Source organism: Streptomyces sp. NPDC001828 (assembly GCF_042892175.1).
In the GTDB taxonomy this organism is placed as follows: Bacteria; Actinomycetota; Actinomycetes; order Streptomycetales; family Streptomycetaceae; genus Streptomyces.
The window spans coordinates 398,493-423,817 of sequence record NZ_JBIATV010000002.1; the positions used below are offsets into that span (position 1 = coordinate 398,493).

The following is a 25,325-nucleotide window of genomic DNA, read 5'->3' on the forward strand; positions in this document are numbered from 1 at the left end:
TCGCCAGTTAAACAAGGGTCGGACAGCCAGAGCACTCGAACAACAAAACCAGTCGCGCAGCCTTGCCGCAGGCCAGCCCGGAGGACGTCGTGAGCGACACACAGACCTTGATCGAGAACCGGCCGCCGTCCGTGGCGACCCTCTTCGTCCAGCGCGTGGACGCCACGCCGGACGCCGAGGCCTACCGCTACCCGGTACCGGGCAGCGGCCAGAGCCCCGACGAGTGGAAGTCGCTGAGCTGGGCCCAGGCCGCCGAGCGGGTCTACGCGATCGCGGCGGGCCTCGCCGACCTCGGGGTGCGGGCCGAGGAGCGGGTCGCGCTCGCCTCCTCCACCCGCGTCGAGTGGATCCTGGCCGACCTCGGGGTGATGTGCGCCGGGGCCGCCACGACCACGATCTACCCCTCCACCAACGCCGAGGAGTCGGCGTTCATCCTGGCCGACTCCGAGAGCCGGGTCCTGATCGCGGAGGACGCCGCCCAGCTGGCCAAGGCCCGTGAGCGCCGCGCCGAGCTGCCGGAGCTGAAGCACGTCGTCGTCATCGACCCGGCCGGCGCCGAGCCCGCCGAGGGCGACCCGGAGGGCTGGGTGCTCAGCCTCGCCGACCTGGAGGCGCGCGGCGCGGCCCACCTGGAGAAGAACCCCGGGGCGGTCAAGGAGCGGATCGCGGCGATCACCGCCGACCAGCTCGCCACCCTCATCTACACCTCCGGCACCACCGGCCGCCCCAAGGGCGTGCGGCTGCCGCACGACAACTGGTCGTACATGGCCCGGGCCACCGTGGCCACCGGCCTGATCACCGCCGACGACGTCCAGTACCTGTGGCTGCCGCTGGCGCACGTCTTCGGCAAGGTGCTGACCTCCGGCCAGATCGAGGTCGGGCACGTCACGGCGGTCGACGGCCGGATCGACAAGATCATCGAGAATCTGCCGGTGGTCCAGCCGACCTACATGGCGGCCGTGCCCCGCATCTTCGAGAAGGTCTACAACGGCGTCGCGAGCAAGGCCCGCGAGGGCGGCGGCGCCAAGTACAAGATCTTCCAGTGGGCGGCCGGGGTGGCCCGCGAGTACGCGAAGGTCAGCCAGGACAACTTCCGCCGCACCGGCCGGCCCGGGGCGCCCTTCGCCCTCGCGGCCAAGCACAAGGCCGCCGACGCGCTGGTCTACAGCAAGATCCGCGAGGCGTTCGGCGGCCGGCTGCGGGCCTGTGTCTCCGGCTCGGCGGCGCTCGCGCCCGACATCGGCTTCTTCTTCGCCGGCGCCGGCATCCACATCCTGGAGGGCTACGGCCTCACCGAGTCCTCGGCCGCCTCCTTCGTCAACCCGGGCGAGGCCTACCGCACCGGCACCGTCGGCAAGCCGCTGCCCGGCACCGAGGTGCGGATCGCGGACGACGGCGAGATCCTGCTGCGCGGCCCCGGCATCATGGAGGGCTACCACCGGCTGCCCGAGAAGACCGCCGAGGTCCTGGAGTCCGACGGCTGGTTCCACACCGGTGACATCGGCGAGCTGTCCGCGGACGGCTATCTGCGCATCACCGACCGCAAGAAGGACCTCATCAAGACCTCGGGCGGCAAGTACATCGCGCCCGCCGAGGTCGAGGGCCAGTTCAAGGCGGTCTGCCCGTTCGTCTCCAACATCCTGGTGCACGGCGCCGACCGGAACTTCTGCACCGCGCTGATCTCCCTCGACGAGCCCACCATCCTCGGCTGGGCCAAGGAGCAGGGCATCAAGGGCGGTTACGCCGAGGTCGTGGCCGCCCCGCAGACGCTGGAGCTGGTCGAGGGCTACGTCAAGCGCCTCAACGAAGGCCTCCAGCGCTGGCAGACGATCAAGAAGTTCCGGCTGCTTCCGCGCGATCTCGACATCGAGCACGGCGAGCTGACGCCCAGCCTCAAGCTGAAGCGCCCGGTCGTCGAGCGCGAGTACCGGGCCCTGATCGAGGAGATGTACGCCGGCTCCCGCGAGGCCTGAGACCCCGCGTCACGGTCACGGGGCGGCGCCCGCGAGCCCGCGCCCGAGCGGAAGGCGTCACGGGGCGCTGCGGGCCTGCTTCAGGGCGCGCAGCGCCTCTTCGAGCCGGGCCATCTGGTGGCGCAGCTCCGCCGGCTCGCCGCGCTCGCCCCGGCCCAGCTCGTCCTCGATCGCGCCGAGCCGCGCGCCGATCTCGTCGAGGCGCTCGCGGTCGCCCGCCAGCATCCGCTCCAACTGCCGGTTCTTGCGGTGCAGTTCGAGGAACACCTTCACCTTGGCGCGCAGCACCCAGGGGTCGAAGGGCTTGGTGAGGAAGTCGGCCGCGCCGGTCGCGTAGCCGCGGAACGCGTAGCCGTCGTCGCCGTCGTTGCCGGTCAGGAAGATGATCGGCACGTCCTTGGTCTGGTCGAGGCGCTTGATGTGGGAGGCGGTCTCGAAGCCGTCCATGCCCGGCATCCGCACGTCGAGCAGCACCACCGCGAACCGCCTGCGCAGCAGCGCCTTCATCGCCTCCTCGCCCGAACGGGCCCGCACCAACGGCTCGTTGAGGGATCCGAGTACGGCCTCCAGGGCGATCAGGTTGTCCTCCATGTCGTCGACGAGGAGGATGCCGGCGCCGTCGTGCGGTGGTGCCTGTGTGCTCATGCCAGGCCCCTCACGGGCTGGGTGATGTGGCTTCGGTCTCCCCGGCGCCGCCCTGCCGCCCGGGGATCGAGGGGGCTTCGCCGTCCTCCTCCCGCGCCGCGCCGCCGGGGTCCAGAAGGGCGCAGGCTACGCCGAGGAGGCGGTCCACGTCGACGGGCTTGGGCACGTACTCGTTGGCGCCCTGGGCGATCGACTTCTCCCGGTCGCCGGGCATCGCCTTCGCGGTGAGCGCGACGATCGGCAGATCGGCCCACCGGGGGCTGCGCCGGATCGCCTCGATCGTCTCGTAGCCGTCCATCTCCGGCATCATGATGTCCATCAGGACCAGCTCGATGCCGGGGTTGCGCTCCAGGGTCTCGATGCCCTCCCGCCCGTTCTCCGCGTACAGGACCGGCATGCCGACCCGGCCGAGCACATGGGTGAGGGCGAAGACGTTGCGGATGTCGTCGTCCACGATCAACACCCGCCTCCCGAACAGGACTTGACCCGCGCGCCCGTTCCGCCACTCCTCCAGCTTGCTGGTGGTGGGCCAGTCGTCCTCCTGCTCGGGCAGCAGCACGTCCTCGCCCAGGGCCGACCGGTCGGAGGCGTCGAAGGCGAGCGCGGGGCCGGGCTGCTCGAGGTCGCCCAGCACGTGTCCGGGGTAGTGGACGGGGACGTACAGGGTGAAGGTGGAGCCCTGGCCCGGCTCGCTCTCGGCGGCGATGCGGCCGCCGAGCAGCCCGGCGATCTCGCGGCTGATGGACAGGCCGAGGCCGGTGCCGCCGTACTTGCGGTTGGTGGTGCCGTCCGCCTGCTGGAACGCCTCGAAGATCACCGGCAGCTTCTCGTGCGCGATGCCGATGCCGGTGTCCTTCACGATGAAGGCGACCAGGTCCTCGCCGCCGTGCGCGTCCTTGAGCCGGTTGACGCGCAGCTCCACCCGGCCCGACGAGGTGAACTTGATCGCGTTGGACAGCAGGTTGCGCAGGATCTGCTGGAGGCGCTGCTCGTCGCAGTACATCTCGCGCGGCACGTCCTCGCCCACGGCCAGCTCGAAGGCGAGGCCGCGGTCGAGGGTGATGGGGCGGAAGGTGGCGTGGACGTAGTCGAGGACCTTGATGAGCGGGAGCTTCTTGGGGCGTACGTCCATGCGGCCCGCCTCGATCTTCGACAGGTCCAGGATGTCGTTGATCAGCTGCAGCAGGTCGGAGCCGGAGCGGTGGATCGTGGAGGCGAACTGCACCTCCTGCTCGGACAGATGGGCGTCGGGGTTGTCGGCGAGCAGCCGGGCGAGGATGAGCAGCGAGTTGAGCGGGGTGCGCAGCTCGTGCGACATGTTCGCCAGGAACTCCGACTTGTACTGGGAGCTGGTGGCGAGCAGTGCCGCCTTCTCCTCCAGGGCGGCGTTGGAGCGCTGCAACTCGGCCTGCTGGCGCTGGAGTTCGTTGGAGCGGTCCTGGAGCTGGACGGCGAGCCGCTGGGACTCGCTCAGGAGCGACTCGGTGCGCGAGTTGGCGATGATGGTGTTGATGGCGACGCCGATGGTGTTCACGAACTGGTCGAAGAAGGCCAGGTGGACATCGGAGAAGCGGGAGAAGGAGGCCAGCTCGATCACGCCGAGCAGCTTGTCCTCGAAGAGGATCGGGATGATGACGACACTGGCGGGCGAGGCCTCGCCCAGACCCGAGTTGATCTTGATGTAGTCCGGCGGGGCCTCCTCCAGCAGGATCCGCTTCTTCTCCAGGGCCGCCTGGCGCACCAGGCCGTGCCCGGGCATGCCGGTGGTGTCCACGGTCGCGCCCTGCGCCGCGCCGTACCCCGCGATGAAGGCGAGCCCCTTGGTGGAGCTGGTGATGTGCGAAGGGGTGCCGTCGCCGTCCGGGTCGGCCAGGAAGAACGCGCCGTACTGGGCGTTCACCAGCGGGGTCAGCTCCCGCAGGATCAGATCGGCGACCTCCATCAGGTCCCGGTGGCCCTGCATGAGACCGGCCAGGCGGGCCAGGTTGGACTCCAGCCAGTCCTTGGCGCGGGTCGTCTCGCGCAGGTTGGACACCATCAGGTTGATGTTGTCCTTCAGCTCGGAGACCTCGCCCCGGGTCTCCACGGTGATCGAGCGCGACATGTCGCCCTGGGCCACCGCCGAGGCGACCTCGGCGATCGCGCGGACCTGCGTGGTGAGGTTCAGGGCGAGCTCGTTGACGTTGGTCGTCAGGCGCTTCCACGTCCCGTACACGCCCTCCACCCGCGCCTGGCCCCCGAGTTGGCCCTCCGAACCCACCTCACGGGCGACCCGGGTGACCTCGGAGGAGAACGACGACAGCGTGTCCACCATCGTGTTGATGGTGGTCTTCAGCTCCAGGATCTCGCCGCGCGCGTCCACGTCGATCTTCTTCGACAGATCGCCCTGCGCCACCGCCGTGGCCACCTGGGCGATGTTGCGCACCTGTGAAGTCAGGTTGTCCGCCATGTAGTTGACGTTGTCGGTGAGGTCCTTCCACACGCCGGACACGCCGAGCACCTGGGCGCGCCCGCCGAGCCGGCCGTCGGTGCCGACCTCGCGGGCGACCCGGGTGACCTCGTCGGCGAAGGCGCGCAACTGCTCCACCATCGTGTTGACGGTGTCCTTCAGCTCCAGGATCTCGCCCCGGGCGTCCACCGTGATCTTCTTCGACAGGTCGCCGTTGGCGACGGCGGTGGTGACCTGGGCGATGTTGCGCACCTGCGACGTCAGGTTGGAGGCCATGAAGTTGACGTTGTCCGTGAGGTCCTTCCAGACCCCGGACACGCCCCGCACCTGGGCCTGACCGCCGAGGTTGCCCTCGGTGCCGACCTCGCGGGCGACCCGGGTGACCTCGTCGGCGAAGGCGGAGAGCTGGTCGACCATGGTGTTGATGGTGGACTTCAGCTCCAGGATCTCGCCCTTCGCCTCCACCGTGATCTTCTTGCCGAGGTCGCCCTGGGCCACGGCCGTCGACACCAGAGCGATGTTGCGCACCTGCGACGTCAGGTTGTCCGCCATGAAGTTGACGTTCTCGGTGAGGTCCTTCCACACCCCCGACACCCCGCGCACCTCGGCCCGCCCGCCCAGGTTCCCTTCCGTGCCGACCTCGCGGGCGACCCGGGTGACCTCGTCGGCGAACGCGGAGAGCTGGTCGACCATGGTGTTGATGGTGGACTTCAGCTCCAGGATCTCGCCCTGGGCGTCGACGGTGATCTTCTGCGACAGGTCGCCGTTGGCGACGGCGGTGGTGACCTGGGCGATGTTGCGCACCTGCGACGTCAGGTTGGACGCCATGAAGTTGACGTTGTCCGTGAGGTCCTTCCAGACCCCGGACACGCCCCGCACCTGGGCCCGGCCGCCGAGCCGCCCCGCCGTGCCGACCTCGCGGGCGACCCGGGTGACCTCGTCGGCGAAGGCGGACAGCTGGTCGACCATCGTGTTCACGGTCAGCTTCAGTTCGAGCAGCTCACCGGTGGCCTCGACGGTGACCGTACGGGTCAGATCGCCCCGGGCCACCGCCGTGGTCACCGCCGCGATGTCACGGACCTGCGCGGTCAGCCGCGCGGCCATGGTGTTCACGGCCTCCGTCACATCGCGCCAACTCCCGCTCAGGCCCTGCACCTTGGCCCGGCCGCCGAGCCGCCCCTCGGTGCCGACCTCACGGGCGACCCGGGTCACCTCGCCGGTGAACAGCGACAGCTGGTCGACCATCTTGTTGACGGCCCGGCCGAGCCGGCGCAGATCGCCGCGCAGCTGCCGGCTCCCGTCGTGCAGATCGACCCGCTGGGTCAGATCGCCGCCCGCCACCGCGTCCAGGACCCGCGTCGCGTTCGCCGCCGGCACCACCAGGGCGTCCAGCAGCGTGTTCGCGTGCCCGATGCCGGCGGTCCAGGCGCCCTGGCCGGGGCTGGCCGCGAGCCGCTCGTCGAGCCGCCCGTGCCGGACCACCTCGCGGCGCACCCGCGTCAGCTCGTCGCTGAAGTGCTGGTTGCGCCCGGCCACTTGGTTGAACAGGGCCGCCAGCTCGGCCGGAAGGCCCTCGTGGGCCTCCTGGAGCCGCACCCGGAAGTCGCCGTCCCGCAGCGCCGTCAGCGCAGCCAGCAGGGGACGCAGCTCCGAGGCGCGGACCCAGCCGTCGTCGGGCGGCATAGCACTGTCTCTGTTCATGCGGGCCCACTTCGATGACTCGGTGCTTATGGGCCCGCTCAGTCTGTCACTCTGTCGAAGCCGTGAGCGGCGCATTGCGAGAACCCGTCAGGAGCCGCACGTGGGACCCTTACCAGCCCAGCGGGGCAGCGCGAACCGCCCCCAACCCCCGCTCCCGTCCGACCTGTTCGGGGAACCCGCGCCGCGCGCCTCGACCCCGCCGGACCCCCGCACGACCCCCGCGGCCTGCCCCGCCGCCCTCGCCGGCTGCCCCACCGCCCGCACCAGCCTGCCCGGCAACCCGCTCGCCCCCGGCGCCGCCCGGCGCTTCATACGCGCCACGCTCGCCGACTGGGCGGGCCCCGGACCGGCCGGCGGGGCCCAAGTCCCTCACCTGGCCGAGGAGTTCGCGTACGAGGCGGCCGTCCTCGTCAACGAGCTCGTCACCAACGCGGTCGTCCACGCCGGCACCACCGTCGATCTGCTGTGCCGCCTGGAGTGCGGCGGCCCGTCGGACCCCGCGGCCCTCGTCATCGAGGTCTCCGACCACCATCCCGCGCGTACGGTACGGGGCGCGCCGCGGCGGGCCCGGGACGACCTCACCGCGTACGAGTACGGGCGCGGCCTGCACGTCGTCGCCGCCCTCGCCGACAGCTGGGGCATCACCTACCGCCCCGGGCTCAAGACCGTGTGGGCCCGGCTCCGCGCGGACGCCACCGAAGGGCCCGCCCCGCGCGGCCCGCACCGCGACGAACGGCCCCAACGCGGCCCGCGCGCCGCCGAGATCCTCGCCCCCGCCCCGCCCCGCACCCCGCGCGGACCCGGCCGGGACTGGGTCGACCGGGGCGCGCTCTCCTTCCTGGCCGAGGCCTCCGACCTGCTGGCCGGGCAGTTCGACGAGGACATGATCGCGGCGCTCGCCGGCCAGCTCCTGGTGCCCCGGCTCGCCGACTGGTGCGCGATCTGGCTCGACGAGGACGCCGGCGGCCCGCTCGCCGCGCCCCGCCTGGCCCGGGTCTGGCACGCCAAGGAGGCCGCCATGGCGCCGCTGCGGGCCGCCGTCGAGAAGGAGCCGCCCCGGCTGCCCGCCGCCGCGCGCGGCGGGCCGGTGCCGATGCCCTGGCCGCGGGCCGCCGGGCTCGGGGCGGACGGCGTGGCCCTGGCCTACCGGCTCGTCGCGGGCGGCCGCGACATGGGCTCCCTGCTGCTCGGCCGGGCCGGACCCACCCCCATCCCCGACGAGGTCACCGGCCTCATCGAGGACTTCCTGCGCCGGGTGGCCCTCGCGATCGGCGCGGCCCGCCAGTACACCCGGCAGGCCACCATCAGCCGCATCCTCCAGCGCGGCCTGCTGCCCAGCCGGGTCGCGGAGATCCCCGGCATCGACAGCGCCTTCGTCTACCAGCCGAGCAACGAGGCGCTGGCCGGCGGCGACTTCTACGACGTCTTCCCCGGCGCCGGCGGACGCTGGTGCTTCGCCCTCGGCGACGTCCAGGGCAGCGGCCCCGAGGCCGCCGTGATCACCGGCCTCGCCCGGCCCTGGCTGCGGCTCCTCGCCCGCGAGGGGCACCCGGTGCACGAGGTCCTCGACCGGCTCAACCAGCTGCTCGTCGACGACGCCACCGAAGCCGCCGAGGCGGCGGTCCACCTCGCGACCGCCACCCCGCCCATCGAGCCGACCGCCCCGCCCGACCCCCTGGACGGCCAGCAGGCCCGCTTCCTCTCGCTCCTGTACGGGGAACTGGTGCCGGACGCCGACGGCGGCTCGGTGCGCTGCACCCTGGCCAGCGCCGGCCACCCGCTGCCCCTGCTGCTGCGGCCCGACGGCTCGGTGCGCCCGGCCGCCGCCCCGCAGATCCTGCTCGGCGTCGTCGAGGGCGCGCGCTACGAGAGCGAGAGCCTGCGCCTGAACCCCGGCGACACCCTGCTGTGCGTGACGGACGGGGTGACCGAGCGGCGCTCGGGCCCGCGCATGTTCGACGACGCCGACGGGCTCGCCACGGTCCTGGCCGGCTGCACCGGCCTGACCGCGTCGGCGGTGGCGGCCCGGATCAAGCAGGCGGTGTACGACTTCGCCGACACCCCGCCCGCCGACGACCTGGCGCTGCTGGTGCTCCGGGTCGGCTGACCTGGGGCGGACCGGGCCGGGCCGGCCGGTCCGGAGCACGCGGCAAGGGACGGCCGCGCGTGCCGGACAATGGGGGCATGCCTTCCGTACTGCCCGATGGTGAGCCCATGCCCGAGGACGGGTCGCTGCCCCGCCATGCCCTGGAGGGCGCGGGGGACCGGCCGCTCGGGTTCTACCTGCACGTTCCGTACTGCGCGACGCGCTGCGGCTACTGCGACTTCAACACGTACACGGCGAGCGAGCTGGTCGGCAAGGGCGGGGTCCTGGCCTCCCGCGACAACTACGCGGACATGGTCGTCGAGGAGATCCGCCTCGCCCGCAAGGTGCTCGACGGGGACCCCCGCCCGGTGCGCACGGTGTTCGTCGGCGGCGGCACCCCGACCCTGCTCGCGGCGGCCGACCTGGTCCGGATGCTGGCGGCGGTACGGGAGGAGTTCGGCCTGGCCGAGGACGCGGAGGTCACCACCGAGGCGAACCCGGAGTCGGTCGACCCCGCGTACCTCGCGGAGCTGCGGGCCGGCGGATTCAACCGGGTCTCCTTCGGCATGCAGAGCGCCCGGCAGCACGTCCTGAAGGTCCTCGACCGTACGCACACCCCGGGCCGCCCCGAGGCGTGCGTCGCCGAGGCCCGCGCGGCGGGCTTCGACCACGTCAACCTGGACCTGATCTACGGCACGCCGGGCGAGAGCGACGAGGACTGGCGTGCCTCGCTCACCGCGGCCGTCGGCGCGGGCCCCGACCACATCAGCGCGTACGCCCTGATCGTCGAGGAGGGCACCCAGCTGGCCCGCCGGATCCGGCGCGGCGAGGTGCCGATGACGGACGACGACGAGCACGCGGACCGGTACCTGATCGCGGACGAGGTCCTCGGCGCGGCCGGGTACTCCTGGTACGAGGTCTCGAACTGGGCCACCACCGAGGCGGGCCGCTGCCTGCACAACGAGCTGTACTGGCGCGGCGCGGACTGGTGGGGGGCCGGCCCGGGCGCCCACAGCCACGTGGGCGGGGTGCGCTGGTGGAACGTCAAGCACCCCGGTGCGTACGCGGCGGCCCTGGCGTCCGGCCGCTCTCCCGGCGCGGGCCGGGAACTCCTGTCCCCGGAGGACCGCCGGGTCGAACGCATCCTCCTCGAACTCCGCCTCCGCGAGGGCTGCCCCCTGACCCTCCTGAACCCGGCGGGCCTCGCGGCGGCGCGGGACGCGGTGGAGGGGGGCCTGCTGGAACCCTCCGCCTTCGCGGCGGGGCGGGCGGTGCTGACCCTGCGGGGTCGGCTGCTGGCCGATGCGGTGGTCCGGGACCTGGTGGACTGAGGGGGCCGGGCTGAGGACCTACGGGGCCGTGACGAAGTCGATCAGGTGCTCCACCGAGCCGAGCAGGGACGGATCCAGGTCCCGGTACGACCGCACCCCCGAAAGGATCCGCTGCCACGCGGCCCCCGTGTTCTCGGGCCACCCCAGGGCCCGGCACACCCCCGTCTTCCAGTCCTGCCCCCGCGGCACCACCGGCCACCCCGCGATCCCCACGGACGCCGGCTTCACCGCCTCCCACACGTCGATGTAGGGGTGCCCGACGACCAGCACGTCCGGATGCGTCACGGACGACGCGATACGGGACTCCTTCGAGCCCGGGACCAGGTGGTCCACCAGGACCCCGAGACGCGCGTCGGGCCCCGGGGCGAACTCCGCCACGATCGCGGGAAGGTCGTCGATGCCCTCCAGGTACTCGACGACCACGCCCTCGATGCGCAGGTCGTCACCCCACACCCGCTCCACGAGCTCCGCGTCGTGCCGCCCCTCGACGTAGATCCGCCCGGCCCGCGCCACCCGGGCCCGCGCCCCCGGCACGGCCACCGAGCCGGAGGCGGTACGCGCGGGACGCGGCGGGGCGGCCGCGGAGGGGCGTACGAGGGTGACGACCTTGCCCTCCAGGAGGAAGCCGCGCGGCGCGAGCGGGAAGACGCGGTGCTTGCCGAAGCGGTCCTCAAGGGTGACCGTCGGCCCCTCGGCCGTCTTCTCGCAGCGGATCACCGCCCCGCAGAATCCCGTGGAGACCTCCTCCACGACGAGGTCGGTCTCGGCAGGCACCTCGGGAGCAGGAGCCTGCTTCTTCTTCCAAGGGGGCGTGAGATCAGGGCTGTAGCTGCGCATGGCCCCATTATTCGCGGCGGCCGCGACGAACGGGCGCCCCGGGGCAGATCGGCATGGCGCCGCTACGACACCCCGAAGCGCGCCGCGAGTCGCTCCCGCTGGGCGCGGACGAACGCCGCGTCCACCACCGCCCCGTGCCCCGGCACGTACACCGCGCCCTCGCCGCCGAGCGAGAGCAGCCGGTCAAGGGCGGCCGGCCAGCGGGAGGTCACCGCGTCGGGGCCCGCCTGGGGCTCGCCCGACTCCTCGATGAGGTCGCCGCAGAAGACGATCTCCGGAAAGCCGCCGGTCGCGGGAACCAGGACCGCGAGGTCGTGTCCGCTGTGCCCGGGGCCCACGTTGGCGAGCAGCACCTGACGGCCGCCCAGGTCGAGCGTCCACTCCCCGCTCACCGCGTGGCGCGGCAGCACCAGCAGATCGGCCGCCTCGGCCGCCTCCTCGGCGGACACTCCGTGACGCACCGCGTCCGAGCGCAGCTCGTCGCCGGCCAGGGCCCGCTCGATGCCGACCGCCGCGTACACCTCGGCCCCGGCGAAGGCCGCGGTGCCCAGGACGTGGTCGAAGTGCGGATGGCTGAGCGCGATGTGGGTCACACGGCGGCCGAAGAGGGCCTCCGCCTGGGCCCGGAGTCCGGCGCCCTCGCGCAGCGTCGCGCCGGTGTCGCACAGCAGGAGCGCGCTCTCGCCGGCGACCAGCGCGGCCGTGGCGTCCCAGCCGGGCAGGCGTCTGCGCCCGACCCCGTCACCCAGCCGCTCCCAGCCGAACTCTTCCCAACTGACGTCCATGCCGCGACGCTATCCGCATTCGACGGGGGACGTCGCACGGTAGCGTGGTCGGCCGCCCTTGCTAGGGGCGTACCGGTCGGCCGTACACTGGCCGGGGGATTGCTGGCACTCGAACACAGTGAGTGCCAAACGGACGGCAACTGGAGGTGTGCGCGATGCTCAGTGAACGCAGGCTCGAGGTGCTGCGCGCCATCGTCCAGGACTACGTCGGCACCGAGGAACCGGTGGGCTCCAAGGCCCTCACCGAGCGCCACGCGCTCGGCGTCTCCCCGGCGACCGTGCGCAATGACATGGCCGTCCTGGAGGAGGAGGGCTTCATCGCCCAGCCCCACACCAGCGCCGGCCGGATCCCGACGGACAAGGGCTACCGCCTCTTCGTCGACCGGCTCGCGGGCGTCAAGCCCCTGTCCTCGCCGGAGCGCCGCGCGATCCAGAACTTCCTGGACAGCGCGGTCGACCTGGACGACGTCGTGGCCCGTACGGTGCGGCTGCTCGCGCAGCTGACCCGGCAGGTGGCGGTCGTCCAGTACCCGTCGCTGACGCGGTCCACGGTGCGGCATGTGGAGCTTCTCTCACTCGCGGCGGCCCGGCTGATGCTGGTGCTGATCACGGACACCGGGCGGGTCGAGCAGCGCATGGTCGACTGCCCGGCGCCGTTCGGCGAGGCCGCGCTGGCGGACCTGAGGGCCCGGCTCAACGCGAGGGTCGTGGGGCGCCGCTTCGCGGACGTGCCGCAGCTCGTGCAGGACCTGCCGGAGTCCTTCGAACCGGAGGACCGAGGAACCGTTTCGACGGTCCTCGCCACCCTCCTCGAAACCCTGGTCGAAGAGACCGAGGAGCGGTTGATGATCGGCGGCACCGCCAATCTCACCCGCTTCGGACACGACTTCCCGCTGACCATCCGGCCGGTGCTGGAAGCACTCGAGGAGCAGGTTGTGCTCCTCAAGCTGCTCGGCGAGGCCAAGGAATCGGGCATGACCGTACGCATCGGGCACGAGAACAACGCCCACGAGGGACTGAACTCCACGTCCGTCGTCTCGGTCGGCTACGGTTCCGGCGGCGAGGCGGTCGCCAAACTCGGCGTGGTCGGACCGACCCGCATGGATTACCCCGGAACGATGGGAGCGGTACGCGCAGTGGCACGTTACGTCGGACAGATCCTGGCGGAGTCGTAAGTGGCCACGGACTACTACGCCGTACTCGGCGTGCGCCGCGACGCATCACAGGACGAGATCAAGAAGGCGTTCCGGCGCCTCGCACGCGAACTCCACCCGGATGTGAATCCGGACCCGAAGACGCAGGAGCGCTTCAAGGAGATCAACGCCGCGTACGAGGTCCTGTCGGACCCGCAGAAGAAGCAGGTCTACGACCTCGGCGGGGACCCGCTGTCGTCGTCGGGCGGCGGCGGAGCCGGCGGCTTCGGCGCGGGCGGATTCGGCAACTTCTCGGACATCATGGACGCCTTCTTCGGCACGGCATCGCAGCGCGGCCCGCGCTCGCGCACCCGCCGTGGCCAGGACGCCATGATCCGCCTGGAGATCGACCTCAACGAGGCGGCCTTCGGCACCACCAAGGAGATCCAGGTCGACACCGCCGTGGTGTGCACGACCTGTTCGGGCGAGGGCGCGGCCCCCGGCACCTCCGCGCAGACCTGTGACATGTGTCGCGGTCGCGGCGAGGTGTCCCAGGTCACCCGGTCCTTCCTGGGCCAGGTCATGACCTCCCGGCCCTGTCCCCAGTGCCAGGGCTTCGGCACCGTCGTCCCCACCCCGTGCCCGGAGTGCGCGGGCGACGGCCGCATCCGCTCGCGGCGCACCCTCACCGTGAAGATCCCGGCCGGTGTCGACAACGGCACCCGGATCCAGCTCGCGGGCGAGGGCGAGGTCGGCCCCGGCGGCGGCCCCGCCGGCGACCTGTACGTGGAGATCCACGAGCTGCCGCACGACGTGTTCCAGCGCCGTGGCGACGACCTGCACTGCACGGTCACCATCCCGATGACGGCCGCCTCGCTCGGCACCAAGGTGCCGCTCCAGACGCTGGACGGCATGGAGGAGGTGGACATCCGCCCGGGCACCCAGTCCGGCCAGTCCATCCCGCTGCACACCCGCGGCATCACGCATCTGCGCGGCGGCGGCCGGGGCGACCTCATCGTGCACGTCGAGGTCCTGACCCCGAGCAAGCTGGACCCCCAGCAGGAGGACCTGCTGCGCCAGCTGGCCAAGCTCCGTGGCGAGGAGCGGCCCACGGGCCAGTTCCAGCCCGGCCAGCAGGGCCTGTTCTCCCGCCTGAAGGACGCTTTCAACGGCCGCTAGGCCGAGCCGTGAACGGCCTCCGGGCCGTGCGGAAGGGGCCACGGGATTCTCCCCGTGGCCCCTTCCGCGTTCTCCGCGGTGTCCGTGTACCGGACACGTGACGGGCCTCACCACCCCGGACGGAAGAGGCGATTCGGTACGGGAGCTACGCCGTGGCACGATGCGGGCATGGCTTTGACCGATCTCTGCCGGTATCCGATCGTGCAGGCGCCGATGGCGGGCGGCGCCTCCGGTCCGGCGCTGGCCGCGGCCGTCTCCGAGGCCGGGGGGCTCGGCTTCCTGGCCGCCGGATACAAGACCGCCGACGGCATGTACCAGGAGATCAAGCAGGTGCGCGGGCTGACCGGCCAGCCCTTCGGCGTCAACCTGTTCATGCCGCAGGAGCCGCACACCGACCCCGCCGCCATCGAGGTCTACCGCCACCAGCTGGCGGGCGAGGCCTCCTGGTACGAGACCCCGCTGGGCGACGCGGACTCCGGCGGCGACGACAACTACGAGGCCAAGCTGGCCATCCTGCGCGAAGACCCGGTCCCGGTCGTCTCGTTCACCTTCGGCTGCCCCCAGCGGGCCACCCTCGACGCCTTCGCGAAGGCCGGCACGTACACGATCGTCACCGTGACCACGCCCCAGGAGGCTCAGGTCGCGCAGTGGTCGGGGGCGGACGCGGTGTGTGTGCAGGGCGTCGAGGCGGGCGGCCACCAGGGCACCCACCGGGACGACCCGGAGGCCGGCGGCTCCGGCATCGGCCTGCTCACCCTGATCGGACTCGTCCGCGAGGCGGTGCAGCTGCCGATCGTGGCGACGGGCGGCCTGATGCGCGGCGCGGGGATCGCGGCGGTGCTCGCGGCGGGCGCGTCCGCGGCCCAGCTGGGCACGGCGTTCCTGGTGTGCCCGGAGTCCGGTGCCAACGTGCTGCACAAGCAGGCCCTCACCAACCCCCTCTTCGTGCGTACGGAGTTGACGCGGGCGTTCTCCGGGCGGCCCGCGCGGGGCCTGATGAACCGTTTCATGCGCGAGCACGGACCGTACGCCCCGGCGGGCTACCCGCAGGTGCACCAGCTCACCGCCGGCCTGCGCAAGGCGGCGGCCGAGGCCGGTGACCCCCAGGGCATGGCGCTCTGGGCGGGCCAGGGCCACCGGCTGGCCCGGGAGCTCCCGGCGGGCCGGCTCGTCGAAGTCCTGGCGGCCGAACTCGACGACGCGGCGGCCGAGTTGACCGCCACGCTGCAGAACCTGAAGAACCAGAGGAGTGCGTCATGACCGCCCCGGTCTTCGTTGTCGACAAGGTGCCGGGCGGCGGCGAGTTCGTCCTGGACGGGGCGGAGGGCCGGCACGCGGTCTCCGTCAAGCGGCTGCGCGCCGAGGAGCGGGTGACCCTCACCGACGGCGCCGGCAACTGGGCCGAGGCCGTGGTCACGGCGGCCGAGGGCAAGGACCGCCTGGTCGTACGGGTCACTTCCGTCTCCGCCGAGGCCGAGCCCGCGGTACGGATCACCGTGGTGCAGGCGCTGCCCAAGGGCGACCGGGGCGAGGTCGCCGTGGAGACGATGACCGAGACCGGCGTGGACGCGATCGTGCCGTGGCAGGCCGCGCGCTGCATCACCCAGTGGAAGGGCGAGCGCGGCGCCAAGTCCCTTGCCAAATGGCGCGGTACGGCCCGCGAGGCGGGCAAGCAGTCCCGCCGGGTGCGCTTCCCCGAGGTGCGGGAGGCGCTGACCACCAGGCAGCTCGCGCCGCTCCTCGCCGGGGCCGACCTCGCGGTGGTCCTGCACGAGGACCGCGACCACCCCTCCGGCGCCCTCGCCACGGCGGAGCTGCCCGAGCGCGGGGAGATCGTCCTGGTCGTCGGCCCCGAGGGCGGGGTCTCCCCGGAGGAACTGGCCGCGTTCGCCGAGGCGGGGGCGCGGCCGTACCGGCTGGGGGCGAGTGTGCTGCGCACGTCGACGGCGGGGACGGTGGCGGCGGCGGTCCTGATGGCCCGAACGGGCCGCTGGTCCTGAGCGCCTGGGCTCCGCCCCAGACCCCGGGATCGCCCCCACCCCGCCCCTTCCCGCTGTGACACTCTGCGGCTCCGCCGCGTGGCCTCCGGGGGTTGAAGAGACCCTGGGGCTCCGCCCCAGACCCCGTTCGCGCCTAAAGGGCGCTCGTCCTCAAACGCCGGACGGGCTGAAGATGCCTGCACTGGCCCGCACCGCCATTTGCGCGGCTGAGCCGCGGTGGGCGCGACCAACGGGCTCCGGGTCACCTACAGGGGCGCGGGGAACTGCGCGAACGGCCCCTACGGTCCGCAGTCGAGAACAGGTTTCTAGGGGCGCGGGGAACTGCGCGAACGGGCCACGCACGGGCCGCAGTCGACGTACGAGGAGCCGGAGGGGGCCGGGGCTTGCCCCGGGAGGGCGATATGGCTGCAAGGGGGCTATCGCGCGCGGGGCCGCGGTGGCACCCTGGCGCCCATGGGGGCCCAGAGGTCGAACCACTCGAACCACCACCCGCGCCGCACGGCATACCGCACACTCCCCGCCCTACTCCTCGCCGCGTCGGCGATCGGCGGCGTCACCGCCTGCGACCCCGTCGGCGGGCTCAACTCCGCCGCCGTCGCCGTCACCACGGAGCAGACCGCCACGGCCGCCCTCGTGCACGAGCACGTCGACGTCAAGTGGCTCACCTGCAACGCCAGCCTCAACTCCGGCCCCAGCGCGACCCCTTCGGCGGGAGCGACCACACATCAGGTCGCGGACGTGAACTGCCAGGGCGAGACCAAGGACGGCCGGGCGATCACCGTCAAGGGCAAGGTCACCCAGGAGATCGGGGGCCGCTGTGTGAAGGGCGACCTGACCGCCAAGGTGGCCGGCCGGACGGTGTTCCGCGCCAGTGTCCTGGGCAACTGCACCGCGCCAGCCCCCACGACCGCCCCGACGACGGGCCCGGCGACCCCCGCGCCCGGCGGCCGTCCCACCGTCACGGTCACCGTGACCGTCACCCAGTCCTTCCAGGGCAAGTAGCCCCGCTCCGTCCGAACGCGTTGAGTAGCATGCGGTTACCTGATCAACGCGACCAAGGAGGACCGGACCGTGGCCGGAGAGCCGCAGGCCGACTGCCTGTTCTGCAAAATCGTCTCGGGCGATGTCCCGGCGACCGTCGTGCGGGAGACCGACACGACCGTGGCCTTCCGCGACATCAACCCCCAGGCGCCCACCCACGTCCTGGTCATCCCGAAGGTGCACCACCCCGACGGCGCCTCGCTCGCGGCCGCCGAGCCGGCCATCGCCGCGGACGTGCTGCGCGAGGCCGGGGAGGTCGCGCGCGAGGAGAAGATCGACACCACCGGGTACCGGATCGTGTTCAACACCGGCAGCGGCGCCGGCCAGACCGTCTTCCACGCGCACGCCCACGTCCTGGGCGGCCGCGGCCTCCAGTGGCCACCCGGATAACCGCCCAGAACAGCCCGCACAGCAAGGCAACTCACCGTGTCCGTACGTGAATTGGTGGTGCTCGGCACCGCCAGCCAGGTCCCCACCCGCCACCGGAACCACAACGGCTATCTGCTGCGCTGGGACGGCGAGGGCATCCTCTTCGACCCGGGCGAGGGCACCCAGCGGCAGATGCTGCGGGCCGGGGTCGCCGCGCACGACATCAACCGGATCTGCGTCACGCACTTCCACGGCGACCACTCGCTCGGCCTGGCCGGGGTGATCCAGCGGATCAACCTCGACCGGGTCCCGCACCCCGTCACCGCGCACTACCCGCTCAGCGGCGAGCACTTCTTCGACCGGCTGCGGTACGCCACGGCCTACCGGGAGTCCGTCCAGCTCGGCCAGGAACCGGTCGCGGGGGAGGGCGCGGTCCTGGCCACGACGGACGCGTACGTCCTAGAGGCCCGCCGGCTCTCGCACCCCGTCGAGTCGTACGGCTACCGGCTCGTCGAGCCCGACGGGCGGCGGATGCTGCCCGAGCTGCTCGCCGAGCGCGGCATCAAGGGCCCCAACGTCGGCCGCCTCCAGCGCATGGGCGAGCTGAACGGAGTCACCCTCGACGACGTCAGCGAGGTCCGGCGCGGCCAGCGGTTCGCCTTCGTCATGGACACCCGTCTGTGCGAGGGCGTCCACGCGCTCGCGCAGGGCTGCGACATGCTGGTCATCGAGTCGACGTTCCTGGACGGAGACATTCAACTGGCCGTCGACCACGGCCACTTGACGGCCGGTCAGGCGGCGGCGGTGGCCCGGGACGCGGGCGTACGCCATCTGGTGCTCACCCACTTCTCGCAGCGGTACTCCGACCCCGAGGAGTTCGAGCGGCAGGCCAGGGCCGCCGGATTCGAGGGCGAGCTGACCGTGGCCGCCGACCTGGTCAGGGTCCCGGTCCCCAAACGCACCACCTGAGACACCGTCTGAGGCACCACCCCTAGGAAGTCCCCCCATGCCCCTCCCCAAGGCCGAACTCCACCTCCACATCGAAGGCACCCTCGAACCCGAGCTGGCCTTCGAACTCGCCGCGCGCAACGGTGTCGAGCTGCCGTACGCCGACACCGAGGCACTCCGCAAGGCGTACCTCTTCGACGACCTCCAGTCCTTCCTGAACCTCTACTACTCGCTGATGACGGTGCTGCGGACCGAGGACGACTTCGCGTCGCTCGCCGACGCCTATCTGGCCCGGGCCGCGGCCCAGGGCGTGCGGCACGCCGAGATCTTCTTCGACCCGCAGGCGCACACGGCCCGCGGCATCCCGATCGGCACGGTCGTGGAGGGCCTGTGGCGGTCCCTGGCCACGAGCGAGGAACGCCACGGCGTCTCGACCCGGCTCATCATGTGCTTCCTGCGGGACGAGCCGGCCGAGTCCGCGCTGCTCACCCTTGAGGCGGCGCGGCCGTATCTGGACCGGATCACCGGCATCGGCCTCGACTCGGCGGAGGTCGGCCATCCGCCGGCCAAGTTCCGCGAGGTGTACGAGGCGGCCGCCGCGCTCGGCCTGCGGCGGGTCGCGCACGCGGGCGAGGAGGGGCCGCCCGCGTACATCACCGAGGCGCTCGACGTGCTGGGCGTGGAGCGGATCGACCACGGCCTGCGCGCCTTGGAGGACCCCGACCTGGTGGCCCGCCTGGTCCGGGACCGTGTCCCGCTGACGCTGTGCCCGCTGTCCAACGTGCGGCTGCGGGCGGTCGACGAGCTTTCGCGGCATCCGCTGCCGGCGATGATGGACGCGGGGCTGTTGTGCACGGTCAACTCCGATGATCCCGCGTACTTCGGGGGGTACGTGGAGGACAACTTCCTCGCGGTGCGGGAGGCGTTGGGGCTCTCTGCGGACCGGCTCCGGGAGCTGGCCCGGAACTCCTTCGAGGCGGCGTTCCTCGACGACGACGAGCCGCGTCGGGCGGCCTACCTCGCGGAGGTGGACGCCTACGACTTCCCGAAGCCGTAACCCCGGGCCCCGCATCCCGGGCCCCGCATCCCCGGGGCTGCGCCCCCGGCCCCTGGCTTTCGGCTGCGGATCGTGGGGGCCGTTCGCGCAGTTCCCCGCGCCCCTGGCAGCGCCGGTGGCATGGGCATCCTCAGCCCGTCCGGCGATTGAGGACGAGCGCCGTTCAGGCGCGAACGGGGGTCTGGGGGCGGAGCCCCCAGGGGCCGGATCCAACCAACCCCGGACCACGGGCGGGCGGGTGGGCAAATCCCCCGGGGGCCGGGGCGGAGCTCAGGACGCCAGCACCTTGCGGCGGCGCCTCGCGCGGGAGCGGATCGGGATTTCGGCCACCTCCTGCTCGGGCGCGCCGACCTGGGGGAGCAGCGCGGCCGAGGCCCCGCCCCGCCCCGCCACGACCGCCGCGGGCATACCGCCCCGCCGCCGGATGGACCCCGGCACCAGCGGCCGCCCGGACGTGTGCAGCGCCACCGCCGTCATCGGCGCCGCGATGAGCAGCAGCAGCGCGCACAGCACGAGCCCCATGCCCCGGTACCCGGCGTACTCCGAGAGCAGACTCCCGGTGAGCGGCCCGCAGGCCACCCCGAGCGAGGACGCGGAACCGGCGAGCACCGCCCAGCGCCCGCGCGGGTCGAGGGAGGCGGACAGGCCGATCAGGTAGGACAGGACGACCGGGTAGAAGACGTTCCAGAGGATCTCGCCGGTCGCGAAGGACACCAGACCCCGCGCGGACGAACTCGCCACGATGCAGCAGGCGATGACCGCCGTGCCCGCCCCGATCGGCACCGCCCGCCCGAGCCGCGCGCCGAGCGCACCGGCGCCGAGCACCCCGAGCAGTCCCGCGCCGAGCCCGGCCGCGAACACCATGCCGACGGTGACCTCGGTCAGCCCGGCCTGGGTGAGGCCGATCCGCCCGCTCACGCCCCACAGCGCGTTCTGCGCGAGGGACCAGCAGAGCATCGTCGCGGCCAGGACCGTACCCGAGCGGCGGTGGGGGAGGCGTACCCCCGTGACCTGGACGGTCTCCACCGCCGGGGCCGTACCGTCGGCGTCCGGGAGCCATCGCGTGGCGGGCCACACCAGCGCCGCCACGGCGGCGATCGAGGCGAGCGGGGTCGCATGCCCGCCGCCGAGGTGAGGGATCGTCAGATAGAGCACGCCCGCCGTCGCGGACACCGAGAGCAGGCCGAGCGTGGAGGCCCGGTGGGGGTCTCGCTGGGCGGCGATTCCGGCCGCTGCGACCGCCGTGGCGGTACCGGAGCCGAGCCCGCCGACCATGGCGCCCGCCACGACGAGCGGGACCAGGGTGGTGAGCGCGGCGGCGCCGTACCCGGTGACGGCGAGGAGCAGCCCGTACCGGGCGAGGCGGCGCGGGCCGTGCTGTTCCACTCTGGAGGCGAGCGTGAAGCCGGCCGTCGCCGAGCTCAACAGCAGGGCGGAGCCGACCAGTCCGGCTTCTGCGGGGGAGAGTCCGAGGCCGGCCGAGAGCCGGCCGACGACGGTGGGGAGGAGATAGGCGGCGAGGTAACCGGCGGTGAAGACGGCGACCAGGGGCCAGGCGGCACGAGGGCGTGCGGACATGGGCGTTCCAAGGAACAGTGCCCGTGGGGCAGTGAGGTCAAAGAGGGGGGATGCGCCCGGTGTTGTACGGGATCGCGAGGCCAATTTGTATCAAGCGTCCGGAGTGCGCGAAAAGCCAGGATGGAGTGATCTGGGTCACGTTTCGTTTGGCCTTGGATTCGTCGGGTAAAAGCGCGAATTTCGCGGCGGGGGAGGGGAGTTGAGGGGGCCCGTCGAGACCCGTGACCCTTGACGGTGATCGTTCACATATCTAGTCTCGGTTTCCATTGGTGGATGGCTGGTGGATCTGGACGGCTGACGGACGGCTGGACGGGCGGATGGACGGACGGGATCGCATGAGTCGAGTTGCCCCCGCGCGCGCACGGCGGATCGCCGAGGTGCGGCTCACCCCCGTGCTGATCTGCGACCCCCCGCTCCTCAATGTCCAAGGAGTGCACCAGCCCTATACGCCCCGCCTGATCGTCGAGGTCGTCACGGACGAGGGGGTGACCGGGATCGGCGAGACGTACGGCGACACCAAGTACCTCGAACTGGCCCGCCCGTACGCCGGGGCGCTGCTCGGCCACGACCTCGCCGACCTCAACGGCCTGTTCACATGCATGGACGGGATCGAGGTCGACGACTCCCGGATCGACGACTCGGTGGACGTCGGCGGGCTGCGCGGCGTCCAGACCGCCGACAAGCTGCGCCTGTCCGTCGTCTCCGCCTTCGAGGTGGCCTGCCTGGACGCGCTCGGCAAGGCCGGGGGCGTACCCGTCCACACCCTGCTGGGCGGCAAGGTCCGCGACACCGTGGAGTACAGCGCCTACCTCTTCTACCGCTGGGCCGAACACCCGGGCGGCGCGGGCGAGAAGGACACCTGGGGCGCGGCCCTCGACCCGGCGGGGATCGTCGCGCAGGCCCGCCGTTTCGTGCGCGAGCACGGCTTCCGTTCCTTCAAACTCAAGGGCGGTGTCCTCCCGCCCGAGCGGGAGGTCGCCGCGATCCGCGCCCTCGCCGCGGCCTTTCCCGGCCACCCGCTCCGGCTCGACCCCAACGGCGGCTGGACCCCGGAGACCTCGCTGCGGGTGGCCGCCGAACTCGCGGACGTACTGGAGTACCTGGAGGACCCGGCGCCGGGCACGGCCGCGATGGCCGAGGTGTCCCGGGGCACGGGCGTGCCGCTCGCCACCAACATGTGCGTGACGACCTTCCCCGAGATCCGCGAGGCCTTCCTGAGTGACGCCGTGCAGGTCGTCCTGTCCGACCACCACTACTGGGGCGGGCTGCGCAACACGCGTGAACTCGCCGCGATCTGCCGGGTGTTCGGGGTGGGTCTGTCCATGCACTCCAATACGCACCTGGGGATCAGCCTCGCCGCGATGACCCACGTCGCGGCCACCGTCCCCAACCTCGACTACGCCTGCGACAGCCACTACCCGTGGCAGACGGAGGACGTGATCACCGTCCGGCACGAGTTCCGCGAAGGACGCCTGACGGTGTCCGACGCCCCGGGCCTCGGCGTCGAGCTCGACCGCACCGAACTGGCCCGGCTGCACCGCCGCTGGCTCGACGACGACGGCATCCTGCGCGACCGCGACGACGCGGCCGCGATGCGGCGGGCGCCGGAGCACGCGGACTGGACGACTCCGGCACTGCCGCGCTGGTAGCGGCCCCTCTCCGGCGCGCATCGGGCAGACTTGCCAGATCTGTACGCGAACGGAGAGCCCGCCGTGACGACACAAGCCAGCAGAGAGCAGCCGCCCCACCCGCACCACGAGCCCCGGCTGCCCGGCCCCGGCCCCGGCCACTCGCCCGAGCCCGAGCCCGCCGAGTGGAACCCGCACCGTCGCGCCTCGGGCGCCGAGCCGCGCCGGTCCTCACGGGTCGACCCGCTCGACGGGCTGCGCGATCCGCGCGATCCGCCCTGCGACGTCTTCCTCACCGGCACGGTGTTCCTCGACATCGTCTTCACCGGGCTCGACTCGGCGCCGGTGCGCGGCACCGAGTCCTGGGCGCGCGGCATGGGTTCGAGCCCGGGCGGCGTCGCCAACATGGCCACCGCGCTGGCGCGCCTCGGCCTGCGCACCTCCCTGGCCGCGGCCTTCGGCGACGACCACTACGGCGAGTACTGCTGGGACGCGCTCGAACAGGGCGAGGGCATCGACCTGTCGCTGTCACGGACCGTGCCCGGCTGGCACTCCCCGGTCACCGTCTCGATGGCGTACGAGGGCGAACGCACGATGGTCACCCACGGCCACGAGGCACCCCACGAACTGTCCGCGCCCAACTGCCCGCCCAGGGCCCGTGCCGCCGTCGCGTCCCTGGTGCCGGGGCGGCGCGAGGGCTGGATCGAGGACGCGGCGCGCTCCGGCGCGCGGATCTTCGCGGACGTCGGCTGGGACGACACCGGCCGCTGGGACCTCGCGGGGCTGCCCGAGCTCGAACACTGCGAGGCGTTCCTGCCCAACGCGGCGGAGGCGATGCGCTACACGGGGACCGACTGCCCGCGGGCGGCGGCCCGCGCGCTCGCCGAGAAGGTGCCGCTCGCGGTGGTGACCCTGGGGTCGGAGGGCGCGTACGCCGTGGACGGCGCGACCGGGGAGACGGCGGACGTCCCCGCCATCGAGGTCGAGGCCCTCGATCCGACCGGGGCGGGCGACGTCTTCGTGGCCGGTTTCGTCACCGGCACCCTGGCGGGCTGGCCGCTCGCCGACCGGCTCGCCTTCGCGGGGCTCACGGCGGCCCTCTCGGTCCAGGAGTTCGGGGGGTCGCTCTCGGCACCGGGCTGGGCGGAGGTCGCCAGCTGGTGGGAGCGCGTCCGGACCCTGCCCGACCAGGACCCGGCGGCCCTGCGCCGCTACGCCTTCCTCTCCGACCTGCTCCCCGGCGCCGCCCGCACCTGGCCCCTGCGCCGCGCCGTCCCCACCCTGGGCTTCCGCCACCCCGCGTAACGCCTGCGGCGCGGGGTGGTACGGCGGTGCCGACGGCAGGCAGAGCCGTAGCCGGGGCCCAGGGGTCCGCCCCCGGGGCTCCGGGAGGCGGCCCGGGGGCACGCGGGGTGGAAAACCTCTCGGCGCGCCGCACGGCAAGTCGTAGGCTTGGTGTTCCAGAGGCTCTCGAGCAGCGAGAACCCTGCAACGGGAGGTATGTGCAGGCCCCAGAGCCGGCCCATGACGCAGACACCCACACACCCGCAGGCGCACGCCCAGATCACCATTCCGGCCAAGCACCCCATGGTGACCGTCCTGGGTTCGAGCGACTCCCTGCTGCGCGTGATCGAGAAGGCCTTCCCGTCGGCCGACATCCACGTACGGGGCAATGTGATCAGCGCCGTGGGGGACGCGACGGAAGTCGCCCTCATTCAGCGGCTGTTCGACGAGATGATGCTGGTGCTCCGCACCGGACAGTCGATGACGGAGGACGCAGTGGAACGCTCGATCGCCATGCTCCGGGCGAGCGGCAACGGGAACGCCGGCCAGGCCAACGGGAACGGCCACGGCGAGACCCCGGCCGAGGTGCTCACGCAGAACATCCTCTCCAGCCGCGGCCGCACCATCCGCCCCAAGACCCTCAACCAGAAGCGGTACGTCGACGCGATCGACAAGCACACGATCGTCTTCGGCATCGGCCCCGCCGGCACCGGAAAGACGTATCTCGCCATGGCCAAGGCGGTCCAGGCCCTGCAGTCCAAGCAGGTCACCCGGATCATCCTGACCCGGCCCGCGGTGGAGGCCGGCGAGCGCCTCGGCTTCCTGCCCGGCACGCTCTACGAGAAGATCGACCCGTATCTGCGCCCGCTGTACGACGCCCTGCACGACATGCTCGACCCGGACTCGATCCCGCGCCTGATGGCGGCCGGCACGATCGAGGTCGCCCCGCTGGCGTACATGCGCGGCCGCACGCTCAACGACGCGTTCATCATCCTCGACGAGGCGCAGAACACCAGCGCCGAGCAGATGAAGATGTTCCTGACCAGGCTCGGCTTCGACTCGAAGATCGTCATCACCGGTGACGTCACCCAGGTCGACCTGCCGAACGGCACGAAGAGCGGTCTGCGCCAGGTCCAGGACATCCTGGACGGCGTCGACGACGTGCACTTCTCCCGGCTCACCTCGCAGGATGTCGTACGGCACAAGCTCGTCGGCCGTATCGTCGACGCGTACGAGCAGTACGACAGCCGCCAGGACCAGGAAGGTCGCGGCGGCCGAAACGGGAAGTAGAGCAGAGCGCA

The 25,325-nt window shown here is 72.5% G+C and carries 19 protein-coding genes; 14 read left to right on the forward strand and 5 right to left on the reverse strand.

Annotation, left to right across the window (positions count from 1 at the left end):
• Positions 1 to 89: 89 nt before the first annotated feature.
• Positions 90 to 1,973 carry an AMP-dependent synthetase/ligase gene (locus ACFYZA_RS08660; RefSeq protein WP_382593555.1) on the forward strand — a complete coding sequence of 628 codons (1,884 nt, stop codon included), beginning with the start codon at positions 90 to 92 and terminating at the stop codon, positions 1,971 to 1,973.
• A gap of 57 nt (positions 1,974 to 2,030) precedes the next feature.
• On the opposite strand, the gene ACFYZA_RS08665 is transcribed toward ACFYZA_RS08660, so the two are convergent.
• Both ACFYZA_RS08665 and ACFYZA_RS08670 read right to left on the reverse strand, forming a co-directional pair.
• On the reverse strand, positions 2,031 to 2,618 hold the full coding sequence (locus ACFYZA_RS08665) for a two-component system response regulator (RefSeq protein WP_382593558.1): 588 nt from the start codon (positions 2,616 to 2,618) through the stop codon (positions 2,031 to 2,033).
• A gap of 10 nt (positions 2,619 to 2,628) precedes the next feature.
• On the reverse strand, positions 2,629 to 6,750 hold the full coding sequence (locus ACFYZA_RS08670; RefSeq protein ID WP_388489401.1) for a HAMP domain-containing protein: 4,122 nt from the start codon (positions 6,748 to 6,750) through the stop codon (positions 2,629 to 2,631).
• Between the two features lie 118 nt (positions 6,751 to 6,868).
• Here ACFYZA_RS08670 and ACFYZA_RS08675 point away from each other — a divergent pair, with 118 nt between their 5' ends.
• Both ACFYZA_RS08675 and hemW read left to right on the forward strand, forming a co-directional pair.
• Positions 6,869 to 8,875 carry a SpoIIE family protein phosphatase gene (locus tag ACFYZA_RS08675; protein WP_388488575.1) on the forward strand — a complete coding sequence of 669 codons (2,007 nt, stop codon included), beginning with the start codon at positions 6,869 to 6,871 and terminating at the stop codon, positions 8,873 to 8,875.
• Positions 8,876 to 8,952: 77 nt separating this feature from the next.
• Positions 8,953 to 10,185 carry a radical SAM family heme chaperone HemW gene (gene hemW, locus ACFYZA_RS08680; RefSeq protein ID WP_388488578.1) on the forward strand — a complete coding sequence of 411 codons (1,233 nt, stop codon included), beginning with the start codon at positions 8,953 to 8,955 and terminating at the stop codon, positions 10,183 to 10,185.
• An 18-nt stretch (positions 10,186 to 10,203) separates the two neighbouring features.
• On the opposite strand, the gene ACFYZA_RS08685 is transcribed toward hemW, so the two are convergent.
• Together ACFYZA_RS08685 and ACFYZA_RS08690 are read right to left on the reverse strand one after the other, a co-directional pair.
• The gene (locus ACFYZA_RS08685) at positions 10,204 to 11,022 is read right to left on the reverse strand and encodes a DUF3097 domain-containing protein (RefSeq protein WP_388488581.1); all 819 of its coding nucleotides are present in this window, start codon (positions 11,020 to 11,022) and stop codon (positions 10,204 to 10,206) included.
• Between the two features lie 62 nt (positions 11,023 to 11,084).
• Complete coding sequence (locus ACFYZA_RS08690) at positions 11,085 to 11,807, reverse strand: MBL fold metallo-hydrolase (RefSeq protein ID WP_388488584.1); 723 nt, start codon at positions 11,805 to 11,807, stop codon at positions 11,085 to 11,087.
• A gap of 155 nt (positions 11,808 to 11,962) precedes the next feature.
• Between ACFYZA_RS08690 and hrcA the strand changes: the two genes are divergently transcribed.
• The 8 genes from hrcA (at position 11,963) to ACFYZA_RS08730 (ending at position 19,534) form a co-directional block, all read left to right on the forward strand.
• On the forward strand, positions 11,963 to 12,982 hold the full coding sequence (hrcA, locus tag ACFYZA_RS08695; protein WP_100578282.1) for a heat-inducible transcriptional repressor HrcA: 1,020 nt from the start codon (positions 11,963 to 11,965) through the stop codon (positions 12,980 to 12,982).
• Positions 12,983 to 14,119, forward strand: coding sequence for a molecular chaperone DnaJ (dnaJ, locus tag ACFYZA_RS08700; RefSeq protein WP_161245711.1), 1,137 nt, complete (start codon positions 12,983 to 12,985; stop codon positions 14,117 to 14,119).
• 168 nt (positions 14,120 to 14,287) lie between these two features.
• Positions 14,288 to 15,379 carry a nitronate monooxygenase gene (locus ACFYZA_RS08705; protein WP_382593574.1) on the forward strand — a complete coding sequence of 364 codons (1,092 nt, stop codon included), beginning with the start codon at positions 14,288 to 14,290 and terminating at the stop codon, positions 15,377 to 15,379.
• The gene (locus tag ACFYZA_RS08710; protein ID WP_382593577.1) at positions 15,376 to 16,119 is read left to right on the forward strand and encodes a 16S rRNA (uracil(1498)-N(3))-methyltransferase; all 744 of its coding nucleotides are present in this window, start codon (positions 15,376 to 15,378) and stop codon (positions 16,117 to 16,119) included. Before ACFYZA_RS08705 ends, ACFYZA_RS08710 begins: the two co-directional genes overlap by 4 nt.
• 453 nt (positions 16,120 to 16,572) lie before the next feature.
• Entirely contained in the window at positions 16,573 to 17,121 is a 549-nt protein-coding gene (locus ACFYZA_RS08715; protein WP_388488588.1) for a hypothetical protein, read from the forward strand.
• 69 nt (positions 17,122 to 17,190) lie between these two features.
• Complete coding sequence (locus ACFYZA_RS08720) at positions 17,191 to 17,550, forward strand: histidine triad nucleotide-binding protein (protein ID WP_382593583.1); 360 nt, start codon at positions 17,191 to 17,193, stop codon at positions 17,548 to 17,550.
• Between the two features lie 36 nt (positions 17,551 to 17,586).
• Positions 17,587 to 18,498 (forward strand): ribonuclease Z, encoded by a 912-nt coding sequence (locus ACFYZA_RS08725; protein WP_388488591.1) that lies wholly within the window; start codon positions 17,587 to 17,589, stop codon positions 18,496 to 18,498.
• 37 nt (positions 18,499 to 18,535) lie between these two features.
• Positions 18,536 to 19,534 carry an adenosine deaminase gene (locus ACFYZA_RS08730; RefSeq protein WP_388488593.1) on the forward strand — a complete coding sequence of 333 codons (999 nt, stop codon included), beginning with the start codon at positions 18,536 to 18,538 and terminating at the stop codon, positions 19,532 to 19,534.
• Positions 19,535 to 19,804: 270 nt separating this feature from the next.
• Here the strand turns inward: ACFYZA_RS08730 and ACFYZA_RS08735 are convergent, their stop codons facing one another.
• Positions 19,805 to 21,112, reverse strand: coding sequence for an MFS transporter (locus ACFYZA_RS08735; protein ID WP_382593592.1), 1,308 nt, complete (start codon positions 21,110 to 21,112; stop codon positions 19,805 to 19,807).
• 335 nt (positions 21,113 to 21,447) lie between these two features.
• Between ACFYZA_RS08735 and ACFYZA_RS08740 the strand changes: the two genes are divergently transcribed.
• The 3 genes from ACFYZA_RS08740 to ACFYZA_RS08750 all read left to right on the forward strand — a co-directional run bounded on the left by ACFYZA_RS08740 (position 21,448) and on the right by ACFYZA_RS08750 (position 25,314).
• Positions 21,448 to 22,761 carry a glucarate dehydratase family protein gene (locus ACFYZA_RS08740; RefSeq protein ID WP_388488595.1) on the forward strand — a complete coding sequence of 438 codons (1,314 nt, stop codon included), beginning with the start codon at positions 21,448 to 21,450 and terminating at the stop codon, positions 22,759 to 22,761.
• Positions 22,762 to 22,995: 234 nt separating this feature from the next.
• Positions 22,996 to 24,045: a carbohydrate kinase family protein gene (locus ACFYZA_RS08745; protein ID WP_382593707.1), complete on the forward strand. Its 1,050-nt coding sequence runs from the start codon at positions 22,996 to 22,998 to the stop codon at positions 24,043 to 24,045.
• Between the two features lie 219 nt (positions 24,046 to 24,264).
• A complete protein-coding gene (locus ACFYZA_RS08750; protein ID WP_382593598.1) occupies positions 24,265 to 25,314 on the forward strand; it encodes a PhoH family protein in 1,050 nt (349 codons plus the stop codon).
• Positions 25,315 to 25,325: the final 11 nt, after the last annotated feature.

Bases quoted from the DNA above. Each gene is read 5' to 3' on its own strand.
- ACFYZA_RS08665 (WP_382593558.1), bottom strand. From the start codon at position 2,618: ATGAGCACACAGGCACCACCGCACGACGGCGCCGGCATCCTCCTCGTC.
- ACFYZA_RS08670 (WP_388489401.1), bottom strand. From the start codon at position 6,750: ATGCCGCCCGACGACGGCTGGGTCCGCGCCTCGGAGCTGCGTCCCCTG.
- hemW (WP_388488578.1), top strand. From the start codon at position 8,953: ATGCCTTCCGTACTGCCCGATGGTGAGCCCATGCCCGAGGACGGGTCG.
- ACFYZA_RS08685 (WP_388488581.1), bottom strand. From the start codon at position 11,022: ATGCGCAGCTACAGCCCTGATCTCACGCCCCCTTGGAAGAAGAAGCAG.
- ACFYZA_RS08690 (WP_388488584.1), bottom strand. From the start codon at position 11,807: ATGGACGTCAGTTGGGAAGAGTTCGGCTGGGAGCGGCTGGGTGACGGG.
- hrcA (WP_100578282.1), top strand. From the start codon at position 11,963: ATGCTCAGTGAACGCAGGCTCGAGGTGCTGCGCGCCATCGTCCAGGAC.
- ACFYZA_RS08705 (WP_382593574.1), top strand. From the start codon at position 14,288: ATGGCTTTGACCGATCTCTGCCGGTATCCGATCGTGCAGGCGCCGATG.
- ACFYZA_RS08710 (WP_382593577.1), top strand. From the start codon at position 15,376: ATGACCGCCCCGGTCTTCGTTGTCGACAAGGTGCCGGGCGGCGGCGAG.
- ACFYZA_RS08715 (WP_388488588.1), top strand. From the start codon at position 16,573: ATGGGGGCCCAGAGGTCGAACCACTCGAACCACCACCCGCGCCGCACG.
- ACFYZA_RS08730 (WP_388488593.1), top strand. From the start codon at position 18,536: ATGCCCCTCCCCAAGGCCGAACTCCACCTCCACATCGAAGGCACCCTC.
- ACFYZA_RS08735 (WP_382593592.1), bottom strand. From the start codon at position 21,112: ATGTCCGCACGCCCTCGTGCCGCCTGGCCCCTGGTCGCCGTCTTCACC.
- ACFYZA_RS08740 (WP_388488595.1), top strand. From the start codon at position 21,448: ATGAGTCGAGTTGCCCCCGCGCGCGCACGGCGGATCGCCGAGGTGCGG.
- ACFYZA_RS08750 (WP_382593598.1), top strand. From the start codon at position 24,265: ATGACGCAGACACCCACACACCCGCAGGCGCACGCCCAGATCACCATT.